Source organism: Pandoraea horticolens, from assembly GCF_902459555.1.
GTDB lineage: Bacteria > Pseudomonadota > Gammaproteobacteria > Burkholderiales > Burkholderiaceae > Pandoraea > Pandoraea horticolens.
Genome location: NZ_CABPSM010000001.1, coordinates 81935 through 106170, shown reverse-complemented (window position 1 = coordinate 106170; position 24236 = coordinate 81935). Strand labels below are relative to the sequence as shown.

The 24236-nt window shown below is 62.8% G+C and carries 26 protein-coding genes and 1 tRNA gene; 13 read left to right on the top strand and 14 right to left on the bottom strand.

Annotated elements, in window-relative coordinates; all coding sequences use genetic code 11:
- Positions 1-47: 47 nt before the first annotated feature.
- The 5 genes from PHO31112_RS00470 to PHO31112_RS00450 all read left to right on the top strand — a co-directional run bounded on the left by PHO31112_RS00470 (position 48) and on the right by PHO31112_RS00450 (position 4343).
- The gene (locus tag PHO31112_RS00470) at positions 48-773 is read left to right on the top strand and encodes an SURF1 family protein (RefSeq protein ID WP_150619221.1); all 726 of its coding nucleotides are present in this window, start codon (positions 48-50) and stop codon (positions 771-773) included.
- A 7-nt stretch (positions 774-780) separates the two neighbouring features.
- Positions 781-1413 (top strand): SCO family protein, encoded by a 633-nt coding sequence (locus tag PHO31112_RS00465; RefSeq protein WP_150618692.1) that lies wholly within the window; start codon positions 781-783, stop codon positions 1411-1413.
- Between the two features lie 76 nt (positions 1414-1489).
- Entirely contained in the window at positions 1490-2674 is a 1185-nt protein-coding gene (locus PHO31112_RS00460) for a COX15/CtaA family protein (protein WP_150618691.1), read from the top strand.
- Between the two features lie 18 nt (positions 2675-2692).
- On the top strand, positions 2693-3598 hold the full coding sequence (gene cyoE, locus PHO31112_RS00455) for a heme o synthase (RefSeq protein ID WP_150618690.1): 906 nt from the start codon (positions 2693-2695) through the stop codon (positions 3596-3598).
- 142 nt (positions 3599-3740) lie between these two features.
- A complete protein-coding gene (locus PHO31112_RS00450) occupies positions 3741-4343 on the top strand; it encodes an SCO family protein (protein ID WP_150618689.1) in 603 nt (200 codons plus the stop codon).
- 124 nt (positions 4344-4467) lie between these two features.
- On the opposite strand, the gene cydX is transcribed toward PHO31112_RS00450, so the two are convergent.
- From cydX to rpoH, 5 genes are all read right to left on the bottom strand, one after another.
- A complete protein-coding gene (cydX, locus tag PHO31112_RS00445) occupies positions 4468-4584 on the bottom strand; it encodes a cytochrome bd-I oxidase subunit CydX (RefSeq protein WP_010804780.1) in 117 nt (38 codons plus the stop codon).
- Between the two features lie 15 nt (positions 4585-4599).
- Positions 4600-5736: a cytochrome d ubiquinol oxidase subunit II gene (cydB, locus tag PHO31112_RS00440; RefSeq protein WP_150619220.1), complete on the bottom strand. Its 1137-nt coding sequence runs from the start codon at positions 5734-5736 to the stop codon at positions 4600-4602.
- Positions 5737-5763: 27 nt separating this feature from the next.
- On the bottom strand, positions 5764-7368 hold the full coding sequence (locus tag PHO31112_RS00435; protein WP_150618688.1) for a cytochrome ubiquinol oxidase subunit I: 1605 nt from the start codon (positions 7366-7368) through the stop codon (positions 5764-5766).
- Positions 7358-7663 (bottom strand): cytochrome oxidase putative small subunit CydP, encoded by a 306-nt coding sequence (gene cydP, locus PHO31112_RS00430; protein WP_150618687.1) that lies wholly within the window; start codon positions 7661-7663, stop codon positions 7358-7360. Before cydP ends, PHO31112_RS00435 begins: the two co-directional genes overlap by 11 nt.
- 443 nt (positions 7664-8106) lie before the next feature.
- Entirely contained in the window at positions 8107-9045 is a 939-nt protein-coding gene (gene rpoH / locus PHO31112_RS00425) for an RNA polymerase sigma factor RpoH (RefSeq protein WP_150583358.1), read from the bottom strand.
- Between the two features lie 222 nt (positions 9046-9267).
- Here rpoH and PHO31112_RS00420 point away from each other — a divergent pair, with 222 nt between their 5' ends.
- On the top strand, positions 9268-9651 hold the full coding sequence (locus PHO31112_RS00420; RefSeq protein ID WP_010804785.1) for a nuclear transport factor 2 family protein: 384 nt from the start codon (positions 9268-9270) through the stop codon (positions 9649-9651).
- A gap of 225 nt (positions 9652-9876) precedes the next feature.
- On the opposite strand, the gene ybiB is transcribed toward PHO31112_RS00420, so the two are convergent.
- Positions 9877-10845, bottom strand: a complete 969-nt coding sequence (gene ybiB / locus PHO31112_RS00415; protein WP_246177584.1) for a DNA-binding protein YbiB — start codon at positions 10843-10845, stop codon at positions 9877-9879.
- 140 nt (positions 10846-10985) lie between these two features.
- Here ybiB and maiA point away from each other — a divergent pair, with 140 nt between their 5' ends.
- Entirely contained in the window at positions 10986-11633 is a 648-nt protein-coding gene (gene maiA, locus PHO31112_RS00410; protein ID WP_150618686.1) for a maleylacetoacetate isomerase, read from the top strand.
- 8 nt (positions 11634-11641) lie between these two features.
- Positions 11642-12268 (top strand): LysE/ArgO family amino acid transporter, encoded by a 627-nt coding sequence (locus PHO31112_RS00405; protein ID WP_150618685.1) that lies wholly within the window; start codon positions 11642-11644, stop codon positions 12266-12268.
- Between the two features lie 114 nt (positions 12269-12382).
- Here the strand turns inward: PHO31112_RS00405 and ftsY are convergent, their stop codons facing one another.
- Positions 12383-13789, bottom strand: a complete 1407-nt coding sequence (gene ftsY / locus PHO31112_RS00400) for a signal recognition particle-docking protein FtsY (protein WP_150618684.1) — start codon at positions 13787-13789, stop codon at positions 12383-12385.
- Positions 13790-13960: 171 nt separating this feature from the next.
- Here ftsY and PHO31112_RS00395 point away from each other — a divergent pair, with 171 nt between their 5' ends.
- Complete coding sequence (locus PHO31112_RS00395) at positions 13961-15379, top strand: M16 family metallopeptidase (RefSeq protein WP_150618683.1); 1419 nt, start codon at positions 13961-13963, stop codon at positions 15377-15379.
- Positions 15380-15392: 13 nt separating this feature from the next.
- Positions 15393-16832 (top strand): M16 family metallopeptidase, encoded by a 1440-nt coding sequence (locus PHO31112_RS00390; RefSeq protein ID WP_150618682.1) that lies wholly within the window; start codon positions 15393-15395, stop codon positions 16830-16832.
- A 117-nt stretch (positions 16833-16949) separates the two neighbouring features.
- Here the strand turns inward: PHO31112_RS00390 and PHO31112_RS00385 are convergent, their stop codons facing one another.
- The gene (locus tag PHO31112_RS00385) at positions 16950-17834 is read right to left on the bottom strand and encodes an ABC transporter permease (RefSeq protein WP_150618681.1); all 885 of its coding nucleotides are present in this window, start codon (positions 17832-17834) and stop codon (positions 16950-16952) included.
- Entirely contained in the window at positions 17827-18744 is a 918-nt protein-coding gene (gene nodI, locus PHO31112_RS00380; protein WP_246177582.1) for a nodulation factor ABC transporter ATP-binding protein NodI, read from the bottom strand. The genes PHO31112_RS00385 and nodI overlap by 8 nt, the downstream gene beginning before the upstream one ends.
- 272 nt (positions 18745-19016) lie before the next feature.
- Between nodI and rsmD the strand changes: the two genes are divergently transcribed.
- From rsmD to PHO31112_RS00365, 3 genes are all read left to right on the top strand, one after another.
- A complete protein-coding gene (rsmD, locus tag PHO31112_RS00375; protein WP_150618679.1) occupies positions 19017-19610 on the top strand; it encodes a 16S rRNA (guanine(966)-N(2))-methyltransferase RsmD in 594 nt (197 codons plus the stop codon).
- 55 nt (positions 19611-19665) lie between these two features.
- Positions 19666-20160, top strand: a complete 495-nt coding sequence (coaD, locus tag PHO31112_RS00370; protein WP_010804795.1) for a pantetheine-phosphate adenylyltransferase — start codon at positions 19666-19668, stop codon at positions 20158-20160.
- Between the two features lie 64 nt (positions 20161-20224).
- Positions 20225-20482 carry a YfhL family 4Fe-4S dicluster ferredoxin gene (locus PHO31112_RS00365; RefSeq protein ID WP_150618678.1) on the top strand — a complete coding sequence of 86 codons (258 nt, stop codon included), beginning with the start codon at positions 20225-20227 and terminating at the stop codon, positions 20480-20482.
- A gap of 33 nt (positions 20483-20515) precedes the next feature.
- Here PHO31112_RS00365 and pth read toward each other — a convergent pair whose 3' ends face one another.
- The 5 genes from pth to ispE all read right to left on the bottom strand — a co-directional run bounded on the left by pth (position 20516) and on the right by ispE (position 24010).
- A complete protein-coding gene (gene pth / locus PHO31112_RS00360) occupies positions 20516-21112 on the bottom strand; it encodes an aminoacyl-tRNA hydrolase (RefSeq protein WP_150618677.1) in 597 nt (198 codons plus the stop codon).
- Positions 21113-21236: 124 nt separating this feature from the next.
- Entirely contained in the window at positions 21237-21857 is a 621-nt protein-coding gene (locus PHO31112_RS00355; RefSeq protein WP_150618676.1) for a 50S ribosomal protein L25/general stress protein Ctc, read from the bottom strand.
- A gap of 155 nt (positions 21858-22012) precedes the next feature.
- Positions 22013-22960: a ribose-phosphate pyrophosphokinase gene (locus PHO31112_RS00350; protein WP_150618675.1), complete on the bottom strand. Its 948-nt coding sequence runs from the start codon at positions 22958-22960 to the stop codon at positions 22013-22015.
- A 49-nt stretch (positions 22961-23009) separates the two neighbouring features.
- A tRNA-Gln gene (locus tag PHO31112_RS00345) sits at positions 23010-23086 on the bottom strand.
- A 54-nt stretch (positions 23087-23140) separates the two neighbouring features.
- A complete protein-coding gene (gene ispE, locus PHO31112_RS00340) occupies positions 23141-24010 on the bottom strand; it encodes a 4-(cytidine 5'-diphospho)-2-C-methyl-D-erythritol kinase (protein ID WP_150618674.1) in 870 nt (289 codons plus the stop codon).
- Between the last annotated feature and the right edge of the window lie 226 nt (positions 24011-24236).

Here is a 24236-nt window from a genome sequence, read left to right as displayed (position 1 = left end):
GCGCTGCCAGACAAGGAATGTACGCGTTGAAAACTCTCTTGCGTGGCATGCGCCCGGTACCGGCGTTGCTGATTTTGCTGGGCGTGATGCTTACCGCGGCGCTCGGCGCGTGGCAGTATCAGCGCGCGCAGATGCGTCTGGCACGTCAGGCACTGATCGAGCAGGCCGAACATGCGCCGGTCATCGCGCTGGGCGCACAGACCTATTCGCTGAGCGACGTGGTGAATCGGCGCGTGCGTGTCACGGGTCGCTTCCTGCAGAACCGGGTGGTGTATCTGGACAATCGTCCGCGCAACGAATTGCCCGGCTTTTACGTGGTGATGGCGTTGCAGACGGCACCGGACCATGTGGTGCTCGTCAATCGCGGATGGCTGCCGCGCGACTTGCGCGATCGCGCGGCGATCATGCCGTATGCGACCCCTGCGGGCGATATCACCATCGAGGGCATCGCGCAGCCTGATGCGTCGCGCGCCTTCGAATTGGGCCAGGGTGGTTCGGCGGCAGGACTGGTCATTCGTCAGAATCTCGACGTGGCGGACTACGCGCGTGAGACGTCGCTGCCGCTGCAACCGTTCGTCGTCATGCAGACCAACGACACGGGCGATCATCTGCTGCGCGACTGGCCTGCGCCAGCGAACGGCGCGGATCGCAATTATGGATATATGGCGCAATGGTTCGGCATGTCGCTGATCCTCGCGCTGTTGGGACTTCGTCTGGCTTATCGGCGCGGACGCCGGCTGGCGACAGCCACCGACCCTTTCAAGCGGGCATGAGGCGAGCATGAATACAGACGTGAGTTCCCAACGCACGGGAAGCCCCGCTATCGATCCCATGCAACGACGCCGTGCGCGGCGCATGCTGGTGCTGCTGTTCGTGGTGTGTGCGGCGCCTGCGGTGGCGGCGTACCTGATGTATTACGTGTTCAAGCCGCAGGGCGGCACGTCGGCCTATGGGAGGTTGATCGAACCGCAGCGGCCGCTGCCCGCGCTGCTGGTGCGAGACGATGAGACGGGCGAGATGCTGCCGTTGTCGTCGCTCAAGGGCAAGTGGCTGATGATCAGCGCGGACACCGCCGCGTGTGACGAGAATTGCGTAAGCAAGCTCTTCTACATGCGACAGATCCGCGTGTTACAGGGCAACGAGCGTACGCGTGTGGATACCCTGTGGCTGGTCACGGATGACGCGCCGGTGTCTGACAAGCTCGACGCGGCGTATGAAGACACGCGCCGTCTGCGGACCGATCCGGTGGCGTTGGCGTCGTGGCTGCCGACGCAGGACGGTACGGGGCTGCGCGACCATATCTATCTCGTTGACCCGTTGGGCAACCTGATGATGGCGTTCCCGAAAAACGCCGATCCGGGCAAGATTAAGAGCGATCTGTCCCGACTGCTCAAATGGTCGGGAACGGGTTGAACGGGCACGCCCCGCAATGTAAGTGAGACCGGGCGCAACGGCGCACGGGAGATGACGAAGAACTGACGTAAAACCGATGCTTTACCTTCTGGAACTGGGCTTCATCGGCCTGTGTATTGCCGTGCTGCCGCTCGGCTGGGTGCTGTTGCGCCGCGATGCGAACAAGTACCGCAAGCTGGCCTGGGTGACGACCTTTCTCACGCTCGACCTGATCATGTTCGGCGGCTTCACGCGGCTCACGGATTCGGGGCTCGGGTGCCCCGACTGGCCGGGTTGCTACGGCACGTCGTCGCCGTTCGCCGCGCATGCGGACATTCACGCCGCGCAGTCGCTGCTGCCCACCGGGCCGGTAACGTTCGTCAAGGCATGGATCGAGATGATCCATCGCTACTTCGCCATGTCGGTGGGCGTGCTCATCATCGTGCTGATGGTGATGGCGTGGGTGAAGCGGCGCGAACTCAAGCAATCGCCCTGGTTCGCCACGTGGCTATTCATTCTCGTGTGCGTGCAGGGTGCGTTCGGCGCATGGACCGTCACGATGAGGCTCCAGCCGGTGATCGTCACCACGCACCTGATGTTAGCGCTGACTTTGCTCGGATCGCTTGGGTGGCTGGCGTCGCGTCAAATGTCACAGACGAGCGTGGCGGCCGATCCGGGCGCGTTGCGCTGGCGCTGGGCGGCACTGATCGGATTGGCGCTGCTGGTGTTCCAGATTGCGCTCGGCGGGTGGGTGAGCACCAACTACGCCGTGCTGGCCTGTACCGACTTCCCGACGTGTCAGGGACAGTGGGTGCCGCCGATGGACTTCCACAACGGCTTCAAGCTCTGGCGTGAGCTGGGCAAAACGGCCGGTGGCGAGGTGATTCCGATGGACGCGCTCGTGGCGATTCACTGGGTGCACCGGACGTTCGCGGTGGCGGTCGTGCTGTATTTGGCGTGGCTGGCGACCCGGCTGCGGCATCATGCCGCGCTCAGAAAACCGTCTATGCTGGTATTGATACTGGTGTTCGTGCAATTCGCGACGGGATTGTCGAACATCGTTTTCCAATGGCCGCTGCTCAACGCCATCGCACATAACGGCGGGGCGGCCGTCCTGCTGCTATTGCTCGTTATGTTAAACTACCGCATTCGCGCCGCCAGAACGGCGGCGTCCATTGCGGCCGGCCTGACGGATCAGGCAGACCTTCCGGCCCGCCAGAAGCCCCTCCCGTCAGCGGAGCCGGCTGCACCACTCGCTGGCGCCCCGACTGGCTCGGCGTAGCGCATTGCCTCTGAGTGTATGAAAAGCACGACCCTTCCCCATCCGCCGTCTAGCCGTATCGCACAGTACTGGGCGTTGACCAAGCCCCGTGTGACGCAGCTCGCCGTCTTCTGCGCCGTCATCGGCATGTTCCTGTCCACACGCGGCATGGTGCCGTGGCAGGTGCTGATCGGCGGCACCATCGGTATCTGGCTGCTGGCCGGGTCCGCCTTTGCCGTGAACTGTCTGATCGAACAACGCGTCGACGCGCTCATGCGCCGCACCGCGTGGCGTCCGTCCGCGCGCGGCGAGATCGCCCCGTGGCAGATCATCGTCTTCTCGACGATCCTCGGCGCGGCCGGCATGGTGGTGCTCTACACGTTCACCAACGCGCTCACGATGTGGCTCACGCTCGCCACGTTCGTCGGCTACGCACTGATCTACACCGTCATCCTCAAGCCTTCCACGCCGCAGAACATCGTGATCGGCGGTGCGTCGGGCGCGATGCCGCCGGCACTCGGCTGGGCCGCTGCCACCGGCGCCGTGCCGGCCGACGCGTGGATTCTGGTGCTCATCATCTTCGTCTGGACACCGCCGCACTTCTGGGCGCTCGCGCTCTATCGCCGTCAGGATTACGTGAATTCGGGCCTGCCGATGTTGCCGATCACGCATGGCGAGAAGTACACGCGCCTGCAAATCCTGCTCTATAGCGTGGTGCTGTTCGCGGTGTCGTTGCTGCCGTTCGCGCATCGCATGAGCGGCTATCTGTATCTTGTCTCGGCGGTTGTGCTCTCGGGCATCTTCCTCGGGTACGCGATCAAGCTGTGGCGCAACTATTCCGATGCGCTCTCGCGTTCGATGTTCCGCTACTCGATCGTCTATCTGTCGCTGCTGTTTGCGGCGCTGCTGGTCGATCACTATGTCCAGATCTTCCTGCTCGGCTGACGCTGGGGGGGGGGCGGGCATAGCGGGAGTTTGCCCGTGGCGGTGTGAGTCACGATGACAGGCGCGTTACGGTATTTCTGACCGGCGCGCCTGTTGTATTTTCGGAAGGCATTTTTTCCATACATCCTGGGGTCATTCGTTCATGAATCTTGCTGTCATCTGGTTGCGTCGTGCGATGTTGCTGATGGGACTCACCGTGCTGCTCGTCGCGTGCGGCAAAGACGGTCCGACGTTCCAGAGTCTCGATATCACCGGGAACAAGGAGTTCGCGCAAGACTTCTCGTTGCAGGACCCGCAAGGCAAAACGCGCACGCTCGCCGATTACAAGGGTAAAGCGGTGGTGATGTTCTTCGGCTATACGCATTGCCCCGACGTCTGCCCGACCACGATGGCCGAGCTCAATCAGGTCATGCAGAAACTCGGTGCCGACGCGCAGCGCGTGCAGGTACTCTTCGTGACCGTCGACCCGCAGCGCGATACGCCGGAACTGATGGGCCAGTACGTGCCGGCGTTCAACCCGGCGTTCGTGGGCCTGCGCCCGGCAGACGACGCCGCGCTCAAGGAAGTCACGAAGTCGTTCCGCGTGGTGGTCAATAAGGTGGAAGGTTCGACGCCGAACAACTACACCATCGATCACACCGCCGGCATCTACATCTTCGATCCGAAAGGTCAGTTGCGCCTGTTCATGCGTCCGGACGAGCCGGTCGACGCGATGGCCAAGGATCTGAAGACGTTGTTGAGCTGAGCGAGCGGAGTCTATGAAGCGGGTCGATGCCGCACGGCCGACGGGCGGATGGACAAGACGCTGAAGGATAAAAAATCGCGCCCCTTGGGGCGCGATTTTTATTTCTGCTTCCCGCCAGTCAGGGTCAGTTACCTTCCTGACTGCGGCGTTCGAGGTCGTCGTGTGCTTCGAACCACATCACGTTGATGATACCGAACGCGAGTGCGAGGCCGAGGCCGAGAGTCCAAGAGAAGTACCACATGTCGCGACTCCTTGATCAATACATCGTGTGCGGGTTGTCGTTGACCGTCTCGATCGTCACGCGGCCGCGGACCACGCGATACACCCAGCCGGTGTAGAGCAGGACGATGGGCAGGAAGACGACCACGGCGATCAGCATGATTTGCAGCGTGAGCTGGCTCGACGTGGCATCCCAGACCGTGAGGCTGCTGCCCGGCGCCGTGGCCGAGGGCATTACGAACGGGAACATCGAGAAGCCGGCCGTGAGGATGACGCCGGCCATCATCAGCCCGGTGACGACGAACGTCCATGCGTAGGACCGGCTGGTTGCGAGCAGTGCCGCGAGCAGGGCGCACAGGCAGGCGACGACCGGTGCCGCGATCATCCACGGATAGGTGTGATAGTTCGTGAGCCACAGGCCGGGGCCGGTCGTGACTTGCTTGAGCAGCGGGTTGGCCGGCGAGTCGGTCGGGCCCATCTGCGTGATGGCGAAGCCGTCGACGTGCGTGGCGACGAGCACACCTGCCAAGAGGAACAGCAACAGCGTGCCCAGCGCGGTGAGGCGCATGATGCGTCCCGCGCGTTTGGCCACGACCGGATCGGCCTTCATGCGCAGGTGGGCCGCGCCGTGCGTAACCAGCATCAGCACACTCACCAGGCCGCATAGCAGCGCGAACGGATTGAGCAGCGCCCAGAACGAGCCGGTGTACGTCGAGCGCATGGTGTTGTCGAACGAGAACGGCAGACCCAGCAGCAAATTGCCGAAGGCCACGCCGAACACGAGCGACGGCACCACGCTACCCACGAACAGCGCCCAGTCCCACGAATTGCGCCAGCGTGCGCTCGGCAGCTTGTTGCGGTAGTCGAAGCCGACCGGACGCAGAAACAGCGCGAAGAGCACCAGCAACAGCGCCCAGTACAAGCCCGAGAACGCTGCGGCGTAGACGAGCGGCCATGCGGCGAACATCGCACCGCCTGCCGTCACGAACCACACCTGATTGCCTTCCCACGTGGGGGCCACGGTGTTGATGATGACGCGGCGTTCCGCGTCGGTCTTGCCGAGGAAGGGCAGCAGCGTGGCCGTGCCCATGTCGAAGCCGTCGAAGAAGGCGAAACCGATCAGCAGCACGCCGACGAGCACCCACCAGATCAGCTTGAGTACGGTGTAATCGATCATCATGATGTCTTGTCTCCCTGACGATCAGACCGAGGTCGCCGGACGGTCGCCAGCGATGGCCGCACCGTTCGTGGCTTCGTTCTCGAAGTGGTAGCGGCCGGTGTGCAGCGACGACGGGCCGAGCTTGACGTACTTCACCATCAGGAACATTTCAATGATGAGCAGCGCGGTATAGAAAATGATGAAACCCGCGAGGCTCAGATACAGGTCGCCAGCCGAGAGCGACGACGTCGAGAGGTGCGTCGGCAGAATGCCGGCGATGGTCCACGGCTGACGGCCCACCTCGGCGACGATCCAGCCGAATTCGGCGGCGAGCCACGGCAGCGGAATCGCCCACACCGTCCAGCGCAGGAACCAGGCCGAACGCGGCTTGAGCAGACGGCGGCGCGCGCACAGCCAGAACGCCCACAGGAACGTGAAGAGGAACAGGAAGCCCAGGCCGACCATGATGCGGAACGACCAGAACACAGGGGCCACCGGCGGGATCGTGTCGTTGGCCGCCATGTGGATCTGTTCCGGCGTGGCGTCGACAACATTGGCCGTGTACTTCTTGAGCAGCAGGCCGTAGCCGAGGTCGTCCTTGTACTTGTCGAACTCGGCGCGCACAGCCGGCGACTTGTCGCCGCTACGCAGCTTCTCGAGCGCCGCGAAGGCGATCATGCCGCGTTGAATGTTCTCCTTGTGTTCGTCGCGCAACTGCGTGAGACCGATCACCGGGGTGTCGATCGAGCGCGTGGCGATCAGGCCCATCGCCCAGGGAATCTTCACGGCGTAGTCGGTGCGCTCTTCCTTCTGGTTCGGGAAGCCGAACAGCGTGAACGATGCCGGCGCCTTGGCCGTCTCCCATTCCGCTTCGATGGCGGCGAGCTTGACCTTCTGCACTTCGCCCGTGGTGTAGCCCGATTCGTCACCCAGCACGATGACCGACAGCGTCGAGGCCAGACCGAAGCCCGCGGCAACCGCGAAGGAGCGCAGGGCGAACGGCACGTCGCGGCGCTTGAGCAGATACCACGCCGAGATGCCGAGCACGAACATGGCGGCGGTTACGTAGCCGGCCGAGAGCGTGTGCACGAACTTCACCTGCGCCACAGGGTTGAAGATCACGTCCCAGATGCTGTTCAGCTCCATGCGCATAGTCTCAAAGTTGAAATGCGCGCCGACCGGATTGTTCATCCAGCCGTTGGCTACGAGAATCCACAGCGCCGAGAGGTTCGAGCCCAACGCGACCGCGAACGTGGTCGCAAGGTGGCCGATGCGTGAGAGCTTGTTCCAGCCGAAGAAGAACAGGCCGACGAACGTGGCTTCGAGGAAGAACGCCATCAGACCTTCGATGGCCAATGGCACACCGAAGATGTCACCGACGTAGTGCGAGTAGTAAGCCCAGTTGGTGCCGAACTGGAACTCGAGCGTGAGACCCGTGGTCACGCCCATCGCGAAGTTGATCAGGAAGAGTTTGCCCCAGAACTGGGTCATGTCCTTGTAGATCTGCTTGCCGGTCATCACGTAGACCGACTCCATGACGACAAGCAGCCAGGACAGGCCGAGCGTGAGCGGGACGAACAGGAAGTGATACAGCGCCGTTATGGCGAACTGCAAGCGCGAGAGGTCAACGACTTCGCTACTGATCATGGCGGACACCTTGACTTGTGGTGGTGGACTGCGCTTCGACGGCTTGCGGCCCGATCAGGGCACGAGCCACGACGTCCGGCGGCAATTGCATATGCTTGGCCATGGGAGCGTCGAAGAACGCGTGTTTCAGAATGAACAGGAGTACTACCTTGATCGCAAGGACGATCAGGATTTCGACCATGAAACGGGAAGGGCGGGTGCGCCAGCGCCTGATGAGCCAGGCGACGACGGCGGCGGAGCGCGACCCCGCGACGGGCGCGGGAGGCTTCAGACTGCTAGGAGAGTGGGTGTCCATCCGTGACGGCTCCTGGCGTCGAAAGTCGTAGTGTTGGAAACAGCGGCGACTCTCGGCGCATTTTGCCTTATCGCATGAAAATGTCAAACCGCGGAGCACGGGGGATCGATGACACGCGGATGACGCTGGTTCGATGCGAATCTGCCACTTGCAGAGATGGCCGACGGGAAGCGAATTCGAGACAAGGGTCCGGCGCGGCGAACGGCCCCCGGGCCGTCCTTCGCACGTAGCATGGCCACGTACGAGTTGATTCTAGCGACCGACCGTCCGGGCGACCTTGCGATGCATCAAGTCCGATGCAAATGCCCCGTGAACTTTCGAAGTTCAATAAAAAAGCCCCGTGAGTCTCACGGGGCTTGCGAGTCGGCCATGAATGACCGACGGCGATCTGGTGGGTCGTGTGGCAATTTGCCGCGCTGCCACGGCCCCGTCAGATCAATGCATTACGCGAAGGCTTGCAGCGCGCCTTTCATCTTCTTCATTGCTGCGACTTCGATCTGACGGATGCGCTCGGCAGATACACCGAATTCATCAGCCAGTTCGTGCAGCGTGGCGCCGCCACTACCGTCATCGGCCACCGACAGCCAGCGCGCTTCGATGATGCGGCGGCTGCGCGAGTCGAGGCGGCCGAGTGCCGTTTGCAGACCGTCGCTTTGCAGATGGTCGCGCTCGCGCGCGGCGATCACGGCGGTCGGTTCCTGGTGCGTGTCGGCGAGGTACGCGATGGGAGCGAAGCTTGGGCTGTCGCTGTCGTCGCTGTGACCTTCGAGGGCGATATCGCCACCCGACATACGCGTTTCCATCTCGATGACGTCTTCGCGCTTCACGTTCAGATCACGGGCGACCTGATCGATCTCTTCCGGCGTGAACGCCTGCAAGCCTTGCTTCTGGCTACGCAGATTGAAGAAGAGCTTGCGCTGGGCCTTGGTCGTGGCGACCTTGACCGTGCGCCAGTTGCGCAGAACGTACTCGTGAATCTCCGCCTTGATCCAATGCATGGCGTACGACACAAGTCGTACCCCCTGAGTCGGATCGAAGCGCTTGACGGCCTTCATCAGGCCGATGTTGCCTTCCTGAATCAGGTCGGCGTGTGGCAGACCATAGCCGAGGTAGTTACGTGCGATCGACACCACCAGACGCAGGTGCGACAGCACGAGCTGACGAGCGGCTTCGAGGTCGTCGTTCTCACGTAGGCGCTTGGCGAGCGACTGCTCTTCCTCGGCGGTGAGCAAGGGAATGCGGTGGACAGCCTGAATATAGCTGTCGATATTGCCCAGACTGCCCGGCAGCATCAATGCAGACGGGGCGAGAGCAAGGGCACGAGAATTCGGCGCCGTGCCGGTGGCCGGCGTCGTCGGATGCAAAGTGGCGGCAGTACTCAAGTGGTGGACTCCTGGTTAGCCTCTGGGAAAACATTTTAGCACTCTCTTCAGATGAGTGCTAAGGACGTTAGAACCCTTACCGGGCGGGAAGTTTCCGGCGCCTCGGGGTTTTCCAGCACCCCCCGAAAAACCGGATAAGTCACTGGCGCAAATGTCGCGTGGATGGTGTAAATTGCAACCCACGTCGCGAGCGTTTGAGGTCGGCGAAGACGGGAGGTCAACATGGCAGGAAAGCACATTGACGTAGTGCGAGAGCGCGAATCGGCGCGCTTCGACGCAATGGTCGAGGGTGACGTCGAACAACTCGATGCTCTCCTGGCAGACGGCCTTCACTACGTGCATTCAAACGGCAAACGCGAAACCAAGCGCGAATTTCTCGACGCCCTGACCTCGGGCCGCCGTCGATATCTCGATATCGATATCCGGGCACAGGAACTGCGCCAGTTTGGCGACACTGTCGTCGTCACCGGCAAGCTCAAGGTCGAACTGGAAACCGCGACCGGCTCGCTCGAATCACAAATGGCCTATACGGCCGTCCATGTGCTCGAGGCCGATGAATGGCATCTCATCTCCTGGCAGGCGACCCGCATGGCATCGGCCGAATGAATCGCCGGTTGGCAGTCGGCGGATTCGCCGACTGCCTCGCCCGATACTCATCAGACGTACTCTCCTATCAGAAGATTTGATGAATTTCGGGATAAAATGTTCCGAAAAATATTGAATTTATCGATTTCCGGCGATTTGCGATGAATTTCGGACAAACGGGCTGGCATGGTGTCCGGATAACGTCCGAATGAGCGGCCAAATAAGCAGCAGAAACGCCCGTCGCATTCAACTGACCATCCCCAGCACCTGACGAATCACTTCGACCTGCCGTGCGATCGGGGCGGGCACGGCGATCTCACCGGCCAGTACGGCTTCAATCCACCGGGCCGTGGATGGGGCGTCGGCGGCAGGAAGCGTCGGCGGTATCCCTGTGGCACCTTCCTCCGCCGTTTGCCACATGTGATACACCCCGTCCGAAAATCCGTCGATGGCGGCCTGACGGCGGGCGTCGGCGACCGGTTCGCCTTCCGTGCCGCGCGCGAGCAGCACGCCCGGCGCCGGGCTGTTGGCGGCGTCGGCGAACATCTCGCTGAGCGTTTCCCGGTATTCGGGATGCGTGTAGTTCACGAGCCGCAGCGCGGGCCCGGCAAACGGCTGCAGCAACTTCACCACCGTATGGCCGGAGTTCCGTACGCCCAGTGCGGCGCGCATTTCCAGTAGTCGCTCCAACGGGGGCGAGAGCGCGGCAATCGGCAGATAGGCAACACGGCGCGTCCGTAGCGCTGCCTCGGCCTCGGCGGCCGACCCACAGGCAGCGTGGCCCAGTTCCTCGAAGATCGCCTGGGTGCCGACACGATTCGCGCCGCTGTGATGCTGGCCATGGACGAGCACCGGAATGCCCTCGCGGGCGAGCAGCAAGGCGAGCAGTGGCGTGAGATTCGGTTGTTTGCGTGCGCCGTTGTAGCTGGGCAGCAAGACCGGCGGCGGTGCATCGGCCGGTGAGGTGAGCGGCGTGAACGTTGCGTGCGCGGCGTCGAGCATCGCGCGCAGTTCGACGGGCGTCTCGCCCTTGATGCGATAGGCGATCAGAACCCCGCCCAGTTCCGCCGGTGCCACGCGCTCGGCGAGGATGGCGTCGAACAGGGTGCGTGCCTCGCCGGCGTCGAGCGGGCGCGCGCCTTTTGCGCCTCGGGCGATGATTTTGAGCAGCGGCGCACAGGCGAAAGGGGCGGCAGAGGTCATGACACGGGGCATCTGAATTCGTATCCGTTCATCATACGCAATCGGGTGTCCTCGGGGGCGGCGCTTGAAGTACCATCTCGTGTTCAGACGCGCGTGACCCGAGATTTCTCGCACCTTCCGCGTCTTCCCACATTCCGCTTTCGAGGTCTGCCATGTCCACGCTGTACAGCTATTTCCGCAGTTCCGCCGCGTATCGTGTCCGGATCGCCCTGAACCTGAAGGGGCTCGATTACGACACCGCGCCCATACATCTGGTGCGTGACGGCGGCGAACAGCTCAAACCGGCGTACCGCGCGCTCAACGTCAACGGCCTGGTGCCGACGTTCATCGATGGCGAAGTGAACATCCATCAGTCGCTCGCCATCATCGAGTATCTGGAAGAGGTGCATCCGACACCTGCACTCCTGCCGGCCGACCCGGTGGCGCGCGCGCAGGTGCGGGCACTGGCGCTGGACATCGCCGCCGACATCCACCCGATAGACAACCTGCGCGTGCTGAGGTACCTCAAGCACGATCTGGGTGTGAGCGAAGCGCAGAAGAACGCCTGGTACGTTCACTGGATCGTGGAGGGTTTCACTGCGCTGGAAGCCAGGCTGGCGGTGCAATCGTCGCAGGGCAGGTTCGTATTCGGCGACACGCCGACGCTGGCGGACTGCTGCCTTGTGCCGCAGGTCTACAACGCGAACCGCTTCAAGGTCGACATGACGCCGTTCCCGCGAATTGCCGCCATCGACGCCCATTGCCAAACGCTCGACGCCTTCCGCCGTGCTGCGCCCGAAGCGCAACCCGACGCCGAGTAAGTCCCGCAATGCTCGATCCGGCTTTCTGGCGGGGCCTGGCGCTGGGCGCCAGCCTCATCATGGCGATCGGGGCGCAGAACGCATTTGTGCTGCGGCAGGGCATTCTGAAGCGTCACGTGGGCGTGGTCGTGGCCGTGTGCGCGATCAGCGATATGGGGTTGATCGCGGCAGGCGTGGCAGGCATGGGCGGGCTCATCGCCGCGTATCCGCGCTTTCTCACGGCAGTGACGTGGGGCGGTGCGGCATTTCTGTTCTGGTACGGCCTGCGCGCGTGGCACGCGGCGTTTCGCGGAGCGGGTGCGTTGCAGGCCGATGGCAGCCGCGCGGCCACGCAGAGCATGACGTGGCAACGCGCGTTCATACTTGTGCTGATGCTCTCGCTGCTCAATCCTCACGTTTATCTCGATACGGTGATTCTGCTCGGCGGCATCGGGGCGCGTGAGCCGTCGCCCGGCAATGTCTGGTTCGCCGCAGGCGCGATGACGGCCTCCGTGCTGTGGTTCACCGTCCTTGGCTACGGTGCGCGTTTGCTCGCACCACTATTCTCTCGCGCACGGGCATGGCAGATCCTCGACGGCATCGTCGGCATGATGATGTGGGGGTTGTGCGCAGGACTCGTCGCCCAGCAGTTGTAACGTATCGTTCGGTGGCGGCGATGTATGGCCGTCCCGTGTCGTCCGAAAATGCAAACGGCCCGCTCATGTGAAATGGCGGGCCGTTTGTCTTGTGACGCGTGTCGCGGGAAGCGTTTATCCCAGCAGGGCATCGGCGAATTCGCGCGCCGAGAACGGTTGCAGGTCTTCGACCTTTTCGCCTACGCCGATGAAGTACACCGGCACCGGACGTTGGCGCGCAATCGCGGCGAGAATGCCGCCCTTGGCCGTGCCGTCGAGCTTGGTGACGATGAGACCGGTGAGTTGCAGCGCGTCGTCGAATGCCTTGACCTGTGCGAGCGCGTTTTGACCGGTATTGGCGTCGATCACGAGCAGCACTTCGTGCGGCGCGCCGTCGGCGGCCTTGGCCAGCACGCGCTTGATCTTCTTGAGTTCTTCCATCAGATGCAACTGCGTCGGCAGGCGGCCGGCCGTGTCGGCCATCACGATGTCGATCTTGCGGGCGCGGGCGGCATTCACGGCGTCGAACACGACGGCGGCGGGGTCTCCGCTCTCCTGCGAGACGACGGCGACGTTGTTGCGCTCGCCCCAGATCGTCAGTTGCTCGCGTGCTGCTGCACGGAAGGTGTCGCCGGCGGCGAGCAGCACCGACTGGTCATAGTGCTGGAAGTGTTTGGCGAGCTTGCCGATGCTCGTCGTCTTGCCTGCGCCGTTTACGCCCGCGATCATCACGACCATCGGCGCTTCGCGGCCGAGTACGAGGCTTTGCTCCAGCGGTTGCAACAGATCGACCAGCAGATCGTGCAGGGCGCGCTTGACCTGCTCGCCTTCGGTCAGCCGTTCGGTCTTGACCTTCTTGCGCAGCGCTTCGATCAGGAACGTGGTGGCTTCGACACCCGCATCGCTCATCAGCAAAGCGCCTTCGAGTTCTTCGAACAGGTTTTCGTCAACCTTCACGCCGACGAAGATGCCGGTGAGGCCGGCGCTCGTCTTCGACAGGCCGGCCTTCAGGCGCGTGAGCCAGGAGCGTTTGGCGGCCGGCGCCGGCGCCGGGGCGGCCACGATCTCGCCAATGGCTTCGCCACGCGAATCCTTCACGACGACCGGTGCCGGGGCCGGCGCGACGGGTTCGGCCGTAATTTGCGGGGCAGGCGTGAGGGTGGGCTGCGTTGGCGTGCCGAGCGCTGGGACATTCGCCGGTGACGACTCGGAATGCGCCGTATTCTCGATAGCGCTGACGGACGCACGCGGCGTGTCCACCGGCGCGGCAGGTGCCTGTGGTGTGGCGGCTGCCGGGGCAGGGGGGGCAGAGGGCGCAGCGACCGGTACGACAGGCTGCGGCGGGGTAAGCGGCGCAGGCGTGGCGGGCTGAGCCTGCGTAACCTCGGCCTTCGCGGCACTGCGTTCAACCGCAGTGCCCGGCGATTCGGGCGTTTCCGGCAATGTTGCCGATTCGACGGATTCTGGCGATTCGGCCGATGCGGGGCTCGTCTCGACGGTCTTGTTGCCGCCTGACTTGAAGCGCTTGAAGAAGCTGAACATGGGGTGAAGAACTCGACGTGGGCGCGCGCGGTCGGCGTGCGTCTGTGATTTGTCTTGCCATTCGCGTCGCACAAAACGCCCTACAATGGGCGGGTCGTGATTTCCGACGCGGGAAATGCGACGTATTTTATCAGACGCGTATCGACGTCCATGACGGGCGAAAGGGGATCCATGACGGGAACCATGCGCTGGCGACATGCCTTGGTCGGACTGACCTTGGCCGGTGTGATGAGCCTGAGCCATGCTGCGGACACCGCGGGCAGCAAAACGACGGATAACACTTCGGAATTCACGCTATCGAACGGCCTGCGGCTGATCGTGCGCGAAGATCATCGGGCACCGACGGTTGCCCATGTGGTCTGGTACCGCGCGGGCTCGCTCGACGAGTTCAATGGCACGACGGGGGTGGCCCATGCGCTCGAACACATGATGTTCAAGGGCACCAAGACGGTCGGGCCGGGCCAGTTTTCGCGTCAGGTCGCCGCCCTCGGCGGCCGCGAGAATGCGTTCACCAGCAAGGACTACACAGGGTACTTCGAGCAGACGGAGAAGTCCCGCTTGCCGGAGATGATGCGTCTTGAGGCCGATCGCATGGCCAACCTCGCGCTCACGGCCGACGAGTTCGCCAAAGAGATCCAAGTGGTCATGGAGGAGCGCCGTCTTCGTACGGACGACCAGCCGCGCGCATTGCTCTACGAGCAACTGATGGCCACGGCGCTCGTCGCCAACCCTTATCGTCGCCCGATCGTCGGCTGGATGGACGACTTGCAGCACATGACCGTGCAGGACGCGCGCGACTGGTACGAGCGTTGGTACACACCGAACAATGCCGTGGTGGTGGTGAGCGGCGACGTGGACCCGGCGCAGGTCAAGCAACTCGCCGAGAAGTACTACGGTCCGCTCAAGCAGCGTGCGTTGCCGGAGCGCCGTGCGCAGAACGAACCGGCACAACTTGGCGTACGCCGGATATTCGTAAAAGCGCCTGCCGAGAATCCGCACGTGATGCTCGCGTGGCGTGCGCCGCGTCTGACCGACATCGAGAAGGATGACGATGTCTATGCGCTGCAAGTACTCGCCGCCGTGCTCGACGGCTATGCCAATGCGCGTCTGACGAGCCGTCTCGTGCGCGAGCAACGTATCGCTAACGATGTCGGCGCCGGTTATGACGGCGTGGGTCGTGGTCCGCAGTTCTTTATCCTGGATGGCACGCCAGCACAGGGCAAGACGCCCGAGCAGATCGAGAAGGCGTTGCGTGCACAGGTGGCCGACATCGCGGCACGCGGCGTGACAGAGGCGGAGCTGGGGCGCGTGAAGGCGCAAGTGGTGGCTTCGCAGATCTACAAGCGGGATTCTGTCTTCGGTCAGGCGATGGAAATCGGTCTGAACGAAATGTCGGGAATCTCGTGGCGGAAGATCGATCGCATGCTCGAGAAGGTGAAGGCGGTGACGCCTGCGCAGGTGCAGGCGGTGGCCGGCAAGTATTTCGGCGACGCGTCGCTGACGGTGGCGACGCTCGTGCCGCAGCCGATCGACGAAGCGACACGCAAGCGCCGCGCCCAAGGGGCGGAAGACCTGAAGAACATGCGCTGAGAGAGGCCACACGATGATGAAAATTTCCGCACTGTTGCGTGCGTTCTCGGTGCCTGCGCGTACGGGCCTTCTGGCTTCGGTTGCCGCAGGCGTGTTGGTGGCGGTGATGCCCATTGGCGCCCAGGCGGCGCTGCCGATTCAACGCTGGGTCTCGCCGTCGGGCGCCAAGGTCCTGCTCGTGGAAAGTCGTTCGATCCCGATGATCGACGTGAATATCGATTTCGATGCGGGCAGCCGCTACGATCCGCCGGGCAAGTCCGGACTGGCGTTGTTCACGGCAGGTCTGCTCGATTCCGGGGCGTCTGCTGCGGGGGGGCGCCCGGCGTTGAGCGAAGCGCAGATTGCCGACCGCTTTGCCGATGTGGGCGCGATGGAGTCGACGAGCGCCGGCCGCGACGCCGCGACCGTCACCATGCGCACGCTGTCCTCGGCGACCGAGCGCGATGCCGCCGTGAGCACGATGGCGCAGTTCCTGCAACATCCGACCTTCCCCGATCTAGTGCTCAAGCGTGAAGCTGCGCGTCTGGCTGCGGCGATTGCCGAAGCCGACACGAAGCCCGAAGCGATTGCCGAGAAGGCGTTTCGCAGCGCGATCTACGGGAGCCATCCTTATGGCGTGAGTCCGACGGTGGCCAGCGTCAAGGCCGTGAAGCGCGAAGATGTGGTGCGCTTCTACCGGGATATGTACAGCCCGAAGCGGGCGGTCGTCACGATCGTCGGCGACATTGATCGTCCGCAGGCGGAGAAGCTCGTCGCCACGCTGATCGATGCAATGCCGGCAGGGGTGACACCGCCGACCATGCCGCCGGTGGCGGCGCTGCGCAGCGCGGTGCAGATCGATCTGCCGCATCCGGCCGAGCAGGCGCACATCGTGACCGGACAGGCATCGGTGGCCCGAAGCGATCCCGACTACTTCCCGTTGCTCGTGGGGAACTACGTGCTGGGCGGCGGCGGGTTTGTCTCGCGTCTCACGGCAGAAGTGCGCGAGAAACGCGGTCTGACGTACGGCGTGTCGAGCGGCTTCGTTCCGCAGTTGCAGGAGGGGCCCTTCGAGATCAGCTTGCAGACGCGACGCGAGCAAGCGCCCGAAGCGCTCAAGGTTGTGCGTGAAACGCTCGCCAGATTTGTGCTGGACGGGCCGACCGATGCGGAGATGCAGGCCGCAAAGGACAACCTGATCAATGGCTTCCCGCTACGCCTCGACAGTAACCGCAAACTGTTGGCGAACATTGCCGCCATCGGCTTCTATAACCTGCCGCTAGATTACCTGGACACATGGACCGACAAGGTTCAGGCCGTCACCGCAGCGCAGGTACGGGATGCCTTCGTGCGTCACGTGCAGCCGGAGCGGCTTGTCACCGTGGTCGTTGGCCCGAACGACGTCTTCGGTGCGGCCAGCGCTGGCGCTGCTGCGCCGGGCGGCAAGCCCATTGCAGCAGCGAAGGCGAAGTAATCGCGGTATCGCGGCACACGTCGCGTGATTGGCGCGATGAACGAAAAAAACGGCACCGGAGATTCCCGGTGCCGTTTTTCGTGGGTGACAAAGCGCGTGGCGCACACGCTGCGAGTGTTACCGGAGAATCCGCCGGCGCAGTAACACCAGTGCGACCGCGAATCCGACGATGGCGTATAGGGCAAGCGCACCGGCGTGCGACCACGGCAGATCGATGGCGCGTCCGAGCATGGCCGGACGGATCAGCGCGACGGCATGGGCGAGCGGCAACCACTCCGTCACGTGACGTGCCGCTGCCGGGAGTTGCGACAGCGGGAAGAACACGCCGGAGAGCAGCAACATCGGGGTCATCACGAGCGTCTGGTAGAACATGAAGAAGTCGTAGCTCGGTGCGAGCGCCGTCATCACCATCGCCAGACTCGCGAACGCCAGACCCGCGAGCAGAACCGCTGGCAACACCATGGGCAGGCTGTCGATGCGCGCATAGCCGAGTACGCAGGCCACCACCAGAATGGCGAGGCCCGAGAGCACCGCCTTGCTGGCAGCCCATACGACTTCACCAAGCACCACATCGCCCAATGTGAGCGGCGTGTGCATCAACGCTTCCCATGTGCGCTGAACGTGCATGCGTGAGAAGCCCGAATACATCGATTCGAAGCTCGCGGAAAACATCACGCTCGACCCCACCGTACCTGCGGCGAGAAACGCGATGTACGAGGTGCCGTCGACTTCGCCGACCATCATCCCGAGGCCGAATCCCAGCCCGAAGAGGTAGATCATCGGGTCGGCCAGATTGCCGAACATCGACGCAATGGCGAGCTTGCGCCATACGAGGAAGTTGCGCCGCCAGACGCCCGTCCACGGCGTGATCCCCGGGAGATAGCGGGGCGCGTCGGGAGGATGTCCCTTCGGAGAGGCGGCGCGAGGTGCACTCGCCGTGGCGGCAGCGGCGCCTTCCGCGTGGGCTGAACTACCGGGGCCGTGTCGATCGTGTTCAGTCATCGCGCATCTCCCGTCCCGTGAGTTTGAGGAAGACGTCCTCCAGATTGGCGCGCCGATGCAGATAGCGCACACCGGGCTGATCTTGCAGCGCGTTCACGACCGGGACGGCGTCGCGCACATAGCAGAAGTGGGTCTCGCCGCTGGTTTCGAGGCGTTCGGTGAGCGGAGCGAGCCGGGCGAGCAACGCCTGAGGCACGTCGCCGAACACCTCTACGACGTCGCAGCCGATCTCCCGGGCGACGAGGTCGGGCGGCGTGCCCTCGGCGATCTTGCGGCCGTTATCGATCACGCAGAGGCGATGACACAAGCGCTCGGCTTCTTCCATGAAGTGGGTCGTGAGCAGAATCGTCTTGCCCTCGTTCATCAGCGATTTGAGCCGCTCCCAGATCAAGTGCCGGGCTTGCGGGTCGAGACCGGTGGTCGGCTCGTCGAGTATCAGCAGATCCGGATTGTTGACGAGGGCACGGGCAAGGGTGAGACGTCGTTTCATGCCGCCCGAGAGCTGGCTGACGCGGGCATTCGCTTTCGATTCGAGACGCGCAAACGCGAGCAGGGCGGGCACGCGCTCGCGAAGGTCAGCCGAAGAGAGCCCAAAATAGCGGCCGAACACCGCGAGGTTCTCGCGCACGGTGAAGTCGGGGTCCAGATTGTCGAATTGCGGCACGACACCGACGTGGCGCCGCGCCTGCGGCGCCAGTCGCGGGATGGGCATGCCGCCGAGGCGGATTTCACCGGCGTCGGGGGTGACCAGTCCCAGCAGCATACGCAAGGTGGTGGTCTTGCCGGCCCCGTTAGGTCCGAGCAGACCGAAGCATTCGCCCGGCGCCACGCGCAGCGACAGGTGATCGACGACGGGGCGGCCGTCGTAGGCCTTGCATAGTTCGGTTACCTCGATGGCGGCATCGGTCATGGCAAGTCGGGCGGTTTCCTGTTGAGTGGCTGGGCGAGTTCCTCGTGCGGCATCTGCGCATTGTCTGACACCGGCCCGCCGGGGCTGACGCATCGCCTGACAGATTGCGTGCCCCTATGAGGCGGCCATTGCGGGCGATGTGGTATGTTTCGCCTCAACAATGTAGCGTGAAATGTCATGATTTTGGATTTCTGGTGTGCGCAGCGATGCGCGCGAACTCATTTTCGCCCCGGTGGCGGTGCAATCGGCAGGGCTGTGTCGCGGAGGACGGTATGAAGTCCGGTGCAGGTAACGTGGCACGCGGCGCGCCACAGCAGGTGCGCATCATCGGCGGCCAGTGGAAGCGTACGCCGTTGCCGGTACCCTCGGGCGACGGTTTGCGCCCCACCCCAGATCGCGTGCGCGAAACGCTGTTCAACTGGCTCGGCCAGGATCTGAGTGGCATGCAGTGTCTCGACGCGTTCGCCGGAAGCGGCGCGCTGGGGTTCGAGGCGGCGTCGCGGGGCGCCGCACGGGTGCTGATGATCGAACACGCCGCACCGGCCGTACGGCAGCTTCGCGCCAATCAGGCGAAGCTCGGCGCGAGCCAGATCGAGATCGTGCAGGCCGACGCGAGGCGTCTGATAACCACACTCGCACCTGGGGCTTTCGACGTGGTGTTTCTCGACCCCCCGTTTGCGAGCGGTTGGCTGAGCGGCCTGCTGGCGCCCGCAGGTCGCCTGCTGGCCCCGAACGGTGTGATCTACGCCGAATCCGACCGCCCGCTGGAGGACGACGCGCTTGCCGCACTCGGCCTCGTGTGCCTGCGCCGGGCGAAAGCTGGAGCGGTGCATTATCATCTGCTTGAATCGATTCCGAAAACCTAGAGACCACAATGAACAAGTACGTAGCACTGGTCCCCAGCCGCGAGGAGACGTTGGCATGGTAGTGGCGATTTATCCGGGGACGTTCGACCCGCTTACCCGAGGACACGAAGATCTGGTTCGCCGTGCGGCGGGCATCTTCGACAAGCTCGTTGTCGGTGTGGCGGATAGCCGAAACAAGAAGCCGTTCTTCTCGCTCGACGAGCGCATCGACATTGCGCGTGAGGTTCTGGGTCACTATCCGAACGTCAGCGTGGAAGGGTTTTCCGGGCTGCTCAAGGACTTCGTGCGCAAGCATCAAGCCCGAGTAATCGTACGCGGTTTGCGTGCCGTGTCCGACTTCGAGTACGAGTTTCAGATGGCAGGCATGAACCGCTATCTGTTGCCCGATGTGGAAACGATGTTCATGACGCCGTCCGACCAATACCAGTTCATCTCGGGCACGATCGTGCGCGAGATCGCACAATTGGGCGGCGACGTCAGCAAGTTCGTGTTTCCTTCCGTCGAAAAATGGCTGGTGACGAAAGTCGGCGACCTGTCGGCGAAGGAATGAGTATCGTGCGCGCCGGTCGGTGCCTGACGGCTGACCGGTATTGCGATACGACTGGAGGTGCCGTATGGCCTTGATGATTACCGATGAGTGCATCAATTGCGACGTGTGCGAGCCGGAGTGCCCGAACGACGCAATTTCGATGGGGGTCGAGATCTACGAGATCGATCCGAACAAGTGCACCGAGTGTGTCGGTCACTTCGATGAACCGCAGTGTGTGCAAGTGTGTCCGGTGGAGTGCATTCCCATCAACCCCGAACACGTCGAGACGCCCGAGCAACTGCTCGAGAAGTACACCCGCCTGCAAGCAAACAAGACTGCCTGAGCGGCGAATAGCCGCTCATTTTTCTGCTTCGTCTTACTTCCCCGGCGTGGCGTGCAGACGCATCATCGCCTTTTCCATGTCGCCTTTGACGACCAGATCGACGACGTCGAGCGAGCGCGACATCGCGTCGTCGATCTGCGCTTGCTCTTCCTTGCGTGGCGGCTTGAGCACGAAGTCCACCACCTGCTGCTGGCTGCCCGCCGGTTGCAGTGTGCGGGGGTGGCCGATGCCCAGGCGCAGGCGCCAGAATTCGGGCGTCGTCAGGTGTGCGGCAATGTCTTTCAGGCCGTTGTGACCGCCGCTGCCGCCACCCCGCTTGAGCTTCACGCTGCCGGGCAGCAGATCCAGTTCGTCGTGCACGGCAAGAATCTCGTCCGGCAGGATCTTATAGAAGCGCGCGAGCGCGACGACCGACTGCCCCGAACGGTTCATGAAAGTCTGCGGCTCGAGCAGCCACACTTCCTGACCGGCGATGCGCGCACGCGCAGCGAAACCGTGGAAGTTCTTCTGGTTCGTGAGCGATGCGCCGCATTGCTGCGCCAGCGCGTCGACGAACCAGAAGCCGGCATTGTGACGCGTCGCTGTATATTCGGCGCCCGGATTGCCGAGCCCTACGATCAGCTTGATCATTTCGGTATCAGGATCTTGGCGCGCTCGCCGTCAGGTCTACGCACCGCCAATAAAAAACCCGCCGGACATGATGTCGCGGCGGGTCTTGCGTCCAGCGTCGCCGCTGAAAGCTAACGCACTAGGCTTAGGCAGCCGGCGTTTCGCCTTCGGCAGCCGGGGCAGCCGCTTCGTCAGCAGCAACACCAGCCGGTTGAACGGCTTGCGCCACTGCCGGGTTTTCTTGCTCGACGTGCAGCGTCAGCGTCACACCGGCGGGCAGCTTGACGTCCTTGGCATGCACCGATTGACCGGCTTCCAGCTTCGACAGGTCAACTTCCAGGAATTCCGGCAGCTTGCCCGGCAGGCAGTTGATGTCCAGTTCGTTCATGGTGTGGCTGATCACGTTCGAAGCCAGCTTCACGGCCGGGGCGTTCTCAGCACCCAGGAAGTGCAGGGGCACCTTCATGTGGATCGACTTGTTCGGGTCGACACGTTGGAAATCCACGTGCAGAACCAGTTGCTTGAACGGGTGGTACTGCACATCGCGCAGCAGCACTTGTTCGGTCTTGCCAGCGATTTCCAGCTCGAGAATCGACGAGTGGAAAGCTTCCTTGCGGAGGGCGTGCCACAGGGCGTTGTGATCGAGTTCGATCAGCTTCGGATCGACATTACCACCGTACACGATGCCCGCGGTCTTACCGGCATTGCGCAGGCGGCGGCTCGCACCCGTACCTTGCAGATTACGCTCAAAAGCGACGACTTTCATAACAACTCCTTGTACTGCCCGCGACCAGGCAGCGATTTCTTCCCGAAGATCATGCCAAAAAACGCAGGCTTCAGGAACGACAAAGGCGGGGAGATGCTCCCCGCCGACATAACAACGGCGCCACACAGGCGCCGCCGCAAAATTCTACCGGACGCTTATTCCGCGAACAGCGACATCACCGAGTCGCCGCGACGAATACGCGAGAACGTTTCGGCGAGCAGATTGGCGCAGCTCAACTGGCGAATCTTGCCGCCCTTCGAGTCGTCGCGCAGCGGAATCGTATCCGTCACGACCACTTCGTCCAGCTCCGAGGCGTTGATACGCGCCGCGGCACCACCGGAAAGCACCGGGTGCGTGCAGTACGCATAAACCTTCTGTGCGCCACGCGCCTTTAGCACTTGCGCTGCCTTGCAGAGCGTGCCGGCGGTGTCGACCATGTCATCCATGATGACGCACGTACGGCCTTCGACTTCCCCGATGACGTTCATCACTTCGGCCACGTTGGCCTTCGGACGGCGCTTGTCGATGATGGCCAGATCGCAGTGCAGTTGCTTTGCGAGCGCACGAGCACGCACCACACCGCCAACGTCTGGCGACACCACCAGCAGGTTTTCGTGGTCCTGCCCGCGCACGTCTGCAAGTAGTAGCGGCGAAGCATAAATGTTGTCGACCGGGATATCGAAGAAACCCTGAATCTGGTCGGCATGCAGGTCCATCGTGATGATGCGCTCGACGCCTGCGATTTGCAGCATGTTGGCTACGACCTTTGCCGAGATCGCCACACGCGCCGAACGGGGACGACGATCCTGACGGGCATAGCCGAAATACGGGATGGCAGCGGTGATCCGGCCGGCAGAAGCGCGCTTGAGCGCGTCGACCATGATCATCAGTTCCATCAGATTGTCGTTGGTCGGAGCGCACGTCGACTGGAGGACAAAGACATCCTTGCCACGCACGTTTTCCTGGATTTCGACCTGAATTTCACCGTCGGAGAACCGGCTCGCCATTGCCTTGCCGAGCGGAATACCGAGAGTGTCGACGACCGCTTGGGCCAGGGCGGGATTGGCGTTCCCGGTGAATACCATTAGGTTATCACTACTCATCTGGCTACCTGCGGAACGTTTGAATGCTGACACTGCGCGACAGAGAAATTGGCAGGGGAGGAAGGACTCGAACCCTCGTATGCCGGAATCAAAATCCGGTGCCTTAACCAACTTGGCGACTCCCCTACACTAACCGATGCCCTTGCTGCGTCGTAGGAAACGCAACAAAGTAAAACCATTTCACGCGAATCCGAACATCGGATGTTCGGCCAGGCTGGTGGTCACTTGACCGAGCCAGCGTTCCGGCAATCGCTTGCATGCGGCTTCTGCTTCTGCCTTCGTGTCGAATACGGCAAACACGCTGGCGCCAGATCCTGTCATGCGTGCCATGGTGAAGGTTCTGAACCAGTCAATCACAGCAGCGACTTCCGCGTATTCTCGAGTCACTGCCGCCTGCATGTCGTTACGGAAAATTTCATCCGTTTCGAGCAAATTTTTGCTGGCGTGCTCAAGAAAGAACGCCATTGTGACGATCTTCGTATCCCTTGTCAACAGGGGATCACGAAATATTTTGTCTGTCGCGACGTGTACGCGCGGGTTCACAACGAGGAAGTGTCGCTGCGGCAAATCCACCGCGTACAACTCCTCGCCCAGTCCCTCGGCAAAGGCATTGCGGCCGAAAACGAAAAACGGCACATCGGCGCCGAGCTTCAATGCGAGCGTCTGGAGTTCTGCGCGTGGCAGATCGAGTTGCCACATGCGATTGAGTGCGAGCAATGTCGTCGCGGCATCGGAGCTGCCGCCGCCGATACCGCCGCCGGCCGGCAGCCGCTTCTCGATGGCGATGTCCACGCCGAAGTGCACACCGCAATGTTCCTGAAGCAAACGGGCCGCCCGCACGGTCAGATCGGTCTCCGGCGGCACGCCCGGCAGCGGGTTCGTGTGCACGATCCGGGCATCGCTCCGGCGCTCGAAATGCAGCGTATCGGCCCAGTCGATCAGTTGGAAGACGGTTTGCAACTCGTGATAGCCATTGGGCCGGCGTCCCACGATGTGCAGGAACAGGTTCAGCTTGGCCGGAGCCGGGCAGTCACGCAGGATTTCGTACATGGCGATGCGAAACGATGGCTATCGGACACCCGCATCGCAATGCCGCGACGCGGGTATCCGGAAAAGGGGAAGATGGTCCCGATGCAGTCCAATCGACAAAGACGCCGCACTCGCATGAGCGCTCACGATGTCGACATACGTCTGATGGGGCGGGGCCAAGGATAGCACCGTCGCGGTGACGATGCCCGTACGGGTATCGACGTCACCATGGCGAAAGCGAAGCGGA